At 64.2% G+C, this 5,484-nt stretch carries 5 protein-coding genes; 4 read left to right on the top strand and 1 reads right to left on the bottom strand.

Annotated features, from left to right (window positions below):
• A partial coding sequence (gene ppdK / locus EOA24_RS26025) for a pyruvate, phosphate dikinase (RefSeq protein WP_127410212.1) occupies positions 1–1,877 on the bottom strand: 1,877 nt, incomplete at its 3' end.
• Between the two features lie 214 nt (positions 1,878–2,091).
• On the opposite strand from ppdK, the gene EOA24_RS26020 reads away from it, so the two are divergent.
• The 4 genes from EOA24_RS26020 to EOA24_RS26005 form a co-directional block, all read left to right on the top strand.
• Positions 2,092–2,436, top strand: coding sequence for a VOC family protein (locus EOA24_RS26020; RefSeq protein WP_042641814.1), 345 nt, complete (start codon positions 2,092–2,094; stop codon positions 2,434–2,436).
• A gap of 100 nt (positions 2,437–2,536) precedes the next feature.
• Positions 2,537–3,964 carry a phosphomannomutase gene (locus EOA24_RS26015; RefSeq protein WP_127410211.1) on the top strand — a complete coding sequence of 476 codons (1,428 nt, stop codon included), beginning with the start codon at positions 2,537–2,539 and terminating at the stop codon, positions 3,962–3,964.
• Between the two features lie 96 nt (positions 3,965–4,060).
• Complete coding sequence (gene gmd / locus EOA24_RS26010) at positions 4,061–5,044, top strand: GDP-mannose 4,6-dehydratase (RefSeq protein WP_126078456.1); 984 nt, start codon at positions 4,061–4,063, stop codon at positions 5,042–5,044.
• 57 nt (positions 5,045–5,101) lie between these two features.
• Positions 5,102–5,484 (top strand): NAD-dependent epimerase/dehydratase family protein (locus EOA24_RS26005; RefSeq protein WP_127410210.1); only part of this gene is annotated, 383 nt, incomplete at its 3' end.

The following is a 5,484-nucleotide window of genomic DNA, read 5'->3' as shown; positions in this document are numbered from 1 at the left end:
GGCAGGCCGGCCATGATCTCGAACAGCTCGAGGAAGTCCGAGCGCTGCATCGGCAGCAGCTTATCGAGCGCTGAGCGCCTGTCCTTTTCGGTATCGGCCAGGATCATCTCGCGCATGGCGACGATGCGGTCGCCGTCGAAGAACATGTGCTCGGTGCGGCAAAGCCCGATGCCCTCGGCGCCGAAGGAGCGCGCCATGCGCGCGTCGAGCGGCGTTTCGGCATTGGTGCGCACCTTCATGCGGCGCGCGGCGTCAGCCCATTCCATGATGGCGGCGAAATCGCCGGAAAGCTCCGGCTGCAGCATGGCGACCGCGCCCTTCAGTACCTGTCCGTTGCCGCCATCGATGGTGATGACGTCGCCCTTGCGGAAGGTCTGGCCCATCGAGACCAGCGTGCCGGCCTTGTAGTCGACGCGCAGCGAGCCGGCGCCCGACACGCAGGGCTTGCCCATGCCGCGCGCCACCACCGCGGCGTGGCTGGTCATGCCGCCACGCGTGGTGAGGATGCCTTCGGCGGCATGCATGCCGTGAATGTCCTCCGGGCTGGTCTCGATGCGCACCAGGATCGCCTTGCGTCCCTGAGCCCTGGCGTCCTCGGCGTCTGCGGACGAGAAGACGATTTCGCCCGTGGCGGCGCCGGGCGAGGCCGGCAGGCCCATGCCGATGACATCACGCGCCGCCTTCGGATCGATGGTCGGGTGCAGGAGCTGGTCGAGCGATGCCGGATCGATGCGGGCGACCGCCTCCTCCTTGGTGATCAGGCCGTCCCTCGCCATCTCGACGGCGATCTTCAGCGCCGCCTTGGCGGTGCGCTTGCCGGAGCGGGTCTGCAGCATCCACAACTTGCCGCGCTCGATGGTGAATTCGAGGTCCTGCATGTCGCGGTAATGCTTTTCCAGTCGGTCGGAGATGTCGACGAAGGCCTGGAAGGCGTCGGGCATCAGCTTCTGAAGCGACGGCTTGTCGGAGCCGGCGGCAATACGCGCCGCCTCGGTGATGTTCTGCGGCGTGCGGATGCCGGCCACCACGTCCTCGCCCTGGGCGTTGACCAGGAACTCGCCATAGAGCTGCCTGTCGCCGGTCGAGGGATTGCGGGTGAAGGCGACGCCGGTCGCGGAGGTGTCGCCCATATTGCCGAACACCATGGCCTGGACGTTGACCGCCGTGCCCCAGCTTTCCGGGATGTCGTGCAGGCGGCGATAGGTGATGGCGCGGCTGTTCATCCAGCTCGAGAACACGGCGCCGATCGCGCCCCAGAGCTGCTCGTGCGGGTCCTGCGGGAACGGCTTGCCAAGCTCTTCCTCGACCTTGGCCTTGTAGAGCGAAATGACGCCCTGCCATTCCGCGGCCGTCAGCTCGGTGTCGAGCTCGTGGCCGAGGCTGGCCTTCTGGTCCTCGAGGATTTCCTCGAACACTTCGTGATCGAGGCCCATGACGACGTCGGAATACATCTGGATGAAGCGGCGGTAGCTGTCATAGGCGAAGCGCGCATCGCCGGAATCGGCGGCCAAAGCCTCGACCGTCTCGTCGTTGAGGCCGAGATTGAGCACGGTGTCCATCATGCCGGGCATTGACGCCCGGGCGCCGGAGCGGACGGAGACCAGAAGCAGCTTCGACGGATCGCCGAAGCGGCGGCCGGTGATGCGGCCGATATGGTCGAGAGCGGCGACGACATCCGCCTCGAGCCCATCGGGATAGGCCCGGCCGTTGGCGTAATAGGCGTTGCAGACTTCAGTGGTGATGGTGAAACCGGGCGGCACGGGCAGGCCGAGACTGCACATCTCGGCCAGATTGGCACCCTTGCCACCGAGAAGATTGCGGTCGCCGGCACGGCCTTCGGCGGCGCCGTCGCCGAAGGTGTAAACCCACTTGGTCATGCTTGCCCTCCAGTTCGTGGAAGATAGAAACAGCCGGACCATGGCCCGGTTCCCCGCTTCCCCGGTCCGAGCGATAGGATGCTGCAGTGCGAAAGGCAAGGTACCGGCAGCGCTCGCCGCCACTACAATCGATTAAGCAAAGCTGCGTCAAAAAGACTTGCCGGAGAGGCATGGTGCGATATAGAACATAAAGAGAACATAGTGGAGTAGCGTGATGAAACTCAACGGGAAACTCGACTATCTGGAACTGCCGGCGACAGGTGGCACGCTGGACAGCGTCAAATCCTTCTACAGCGCCGCCTTTTCATGGTCGTTCACCGACTACGGCCCGACCTATTCCGCTTTCGCCGAAGGGCTCGATGGCGGTTTCCAGGCCGATGCCGGGGAAGCGCCGGCCAAACCGCTGCCCGTGCTCTACTCCGAAAACCTCGAGGAGACGCTGGACGCGGTCGAGAGCGCCGGGGGCACCATCGTCAAGCCGATCTTTTCCTTCCCCGGCGGCAGACGGTTCCACTTCACCGATCCGGCCGGCAACGAACTGGCGGTGTGGGGACATTAGAAAGGACGCGGGTTTCGAGGTTTTTTGCTGTTGACAGGCAGTGGGCCGCGGGGCTCATTCAAATGAGCAGCGGCAACCTTCTAACAGCAAAAGCAGGCTGATGAAATTCGGGTCAAGCGGTGTCCGGGGTTTGGCTTCCGATTTGGCCGGAAGGCCAAGCGGACTTTACACTGAGGGCTTCGCCCGGCGCTTGCGGGCGATTGGATATCAGCAAGGCAAGGTCTTCGTGGGCCGGGACTTGCGCGACAGCAGCCCGGCGATCGCACAGGACTGCATGGCGGCGCTGGCCGCATCCGGCTTCCAGCCGGTCGATTGCGGTCCGATCCCCACACCGGCGCTTGCCTTTTATGCCCGCCGGCACAACGCCGCGGCGCTGATGGTGACCGGCTCGCATATCCCCGCCGACCGCAACGGCATCAAGTTCTATGGACCGAAGGGCGAGATCGACAAGGCGGACGAGGCCGCGATCACCCTTTCTGTCGCGGAGCTGTCCGATCAATATCCCTGGCCGCCGACCTATGCGGACAGGCAAGCCGGCCATGAACAGGCGCTCGCGGCCTTTCGAGACCGTGTGGAGGCAATTCTGCCCCCTGGCGCCCTTTCCGGAATGAGGCTCGGCGTCTACCAGCACAGCACCGTTGCGGCGGAGCTGCTGGTCGAGGTCCTGCGATCCTTCGGCGCCGATGTGATCGTCGTCGGCAAAACAGATACTTTCGTGCCTGTCGATACCGAGGCCGTCAGCCAGGAAACGCTGGCGATGGTGCGGGACTGGGTGCGCGAGTTCAAACTCGACGCGGTGGTCTCGGCCGATGCCGATGCCGATCGCCCTCTTGTCATCGACGAAAATGGCGAATTGTTCCGCGGCGACCTGATCGGGCTGGCCACGGCGCTCTTCCTCAAGGCCGATGTCGTGGTGACGCCGGTCACCTCCAACTCGGGCATAGCCGAAGCGTTCGGGTTCAGCGTCAAGAGAACGAAGGTCGGATCGCCTTTCGTCATCGAGGGAATGGACGCCGCGCGGCAGGCGGCGGGCGGCATCGTCGTCGGCTTCGAAGCCAATGGCGGGGTTCTGCTGGGATCCGACGGCCTGGTGAATGGCAAAATATTGTCGGCGCTGCCGACGCGGGATTCGTTCCTGCCCATCCTGGCGGTGCTGGGCACGGTGGCATCGGCCGGCAAAACGCTCTCCAACCTGCGTGAAACCTGGAATCTTCCGGTCTGCGCCAGCGAGCGGCTCGAGAACTTCCCGGTCGAGACATCGCGCAGCTTGATGCGCAAGCTCGCCGACCGCGACGCGTTGCAGCGGTTCCTGGCGCCCTTCGGCACGGTGGCGGATGTAGACGAGACCGACGGTCTGAGAGCGCGAATGACCAGCGGCGAGATCATCCATCTGCGGCCTTCCGGCAACGCTCCCGAATTTCGCTGCTATGCCGAGGCCGCCAGCCATGAAAGGGCAAGCGAAATCGTGGAAATGGCGCTGGAACGGGCCCAGGATACCGCACTGGCGGATCAGGCCGGGGCTGTATAATGACAGCGGTGCCGGCGGTTGCCGCAGGCGTAGAGCGGCCAATTCAGCAACGATGGGGATTTGCGCCCTGCATCTCGCCCGATCACCGGACCATTGATGACAAAAGCAGCATTGATAACCGGCATTACCGGGCAGGACGGCGCCTATCTGGCGCAGCTCCTGCTTTCGAAGGGCTATGAAGTCCACGGGTTGGCGCGACGGTCGAGCACGGCCGACGTCAATACGATGCGGCTGAAATGGCTGGGCATCGAGGACGACGTGCGGATCGTGGATGGCGACATCACGGACTTGTCGGGCCTGACCCGAACCATGCGCGACGTAAGGCCTGACGAGGTCTACAACCTTGCCGCGCAGTCTTTCGTCAAATCGTCCTGGCAGCAGCCTATCCTGACGAGCAATGTCACCGGCATCGGCGTCACCAATGTGCTGGAGGCGCTGCGTCTTGAAGTGCCCGGGGCGCGTTTCTATCAGGCTTCGTCGTCGGAGATGTACGGCCTTATCCAGGAGCCGATGCAGTCGGAGACCACGCCTTTCCATCCCCGCTCGCCCTATGCGGTGGCCAAGGCCTATGGCCATTGGATCACCGTCAATTATCGCGAGAGCTTCGGCCTGCATGCCTCGAGCGGCATCCTGTTCAATCACGAATCGCCGCTTCGCGGCATCGAATTCGTGACACGCAAAGTCACGGACTCCGTCGCGCGCATCAAGATGGGGCTGGCGAGGGAGCTGCGCCTGGGCAACGTCGACGCCAGGCGCGACTGGGGCCACTCCAGGGATTATGTCCGCGCCATGTGGCTGATGCTGCAGCAGGGAAAGCCCGACGACTATGTGGTCGCCACCGGCAGGACGACGACGGTGCGCGACATGTGCAGGATCGCCTTCGAGCATGTCGGGTTGAAGATGAACGACCATCTTGTCATCGATCCAGACCTGTTCAGGCCGGCGGAAGTCGAGATCCTGCTCGGCAATCCGGCCAAGGCTAAGGCGAAGCTCGGATGGGAAGCGACGATCTCCCTGGAAGAGATGATCCGCGAGATGGTGGACGCCGATCTCGCGCGCCACGCAGCCGCCAGGCGTTGAAAGGGAAGCCGTTGTGACGCCGCGTTCCGCCACGCATCCGCATCCGGACAACGCTTCATGGTTCGTGAGGCCGGCATGCGCGTTTTGATGACCGGCGCCAACGGTTTCGTCGGCCCCTATGTCGGCGAGGCATTGCGCAAGATCTGCGGCCCTGAGGTCGTCATTGCCGCGACCTCCAAGGATGGGGGCCCGCACCCCGCTTTCGGCCAGGTCGAAGAGCTGGACGTGACGGATACGGCCGCCGTCCATGAGGCCATGGCCCGTCATCGGCCAACGCATGTCATCCACCTGGCGGCGGTCGCGGCCCCCGATGCCGCCCAGGCGAATCCACGAAACACGTGGCGCATCCACGTGGACGGCGCGCTCAACGTGGCCAATGCCATCCTCAACACGGCTCCGGACTGCTGGCTCGTCCATGTCGGATCCGGTCTGGTCTATGG

The organism is Mesorhizobium sp. M2A.F.Ca.ET.039.01.1.1 (assembly GCF_003998035.1).
Taxonomy (GTDB): Bacteria; Pseudomonadota; Alphaproteobacteria; order Rhizobiales; family Rhizobiaceae; genus Mesorhizobium.
The sequence above is the reverse complement of the archived record's forward strand: the minus strand, read 5'-3'. Positions and strand labels throughout refer to the sequence as shown.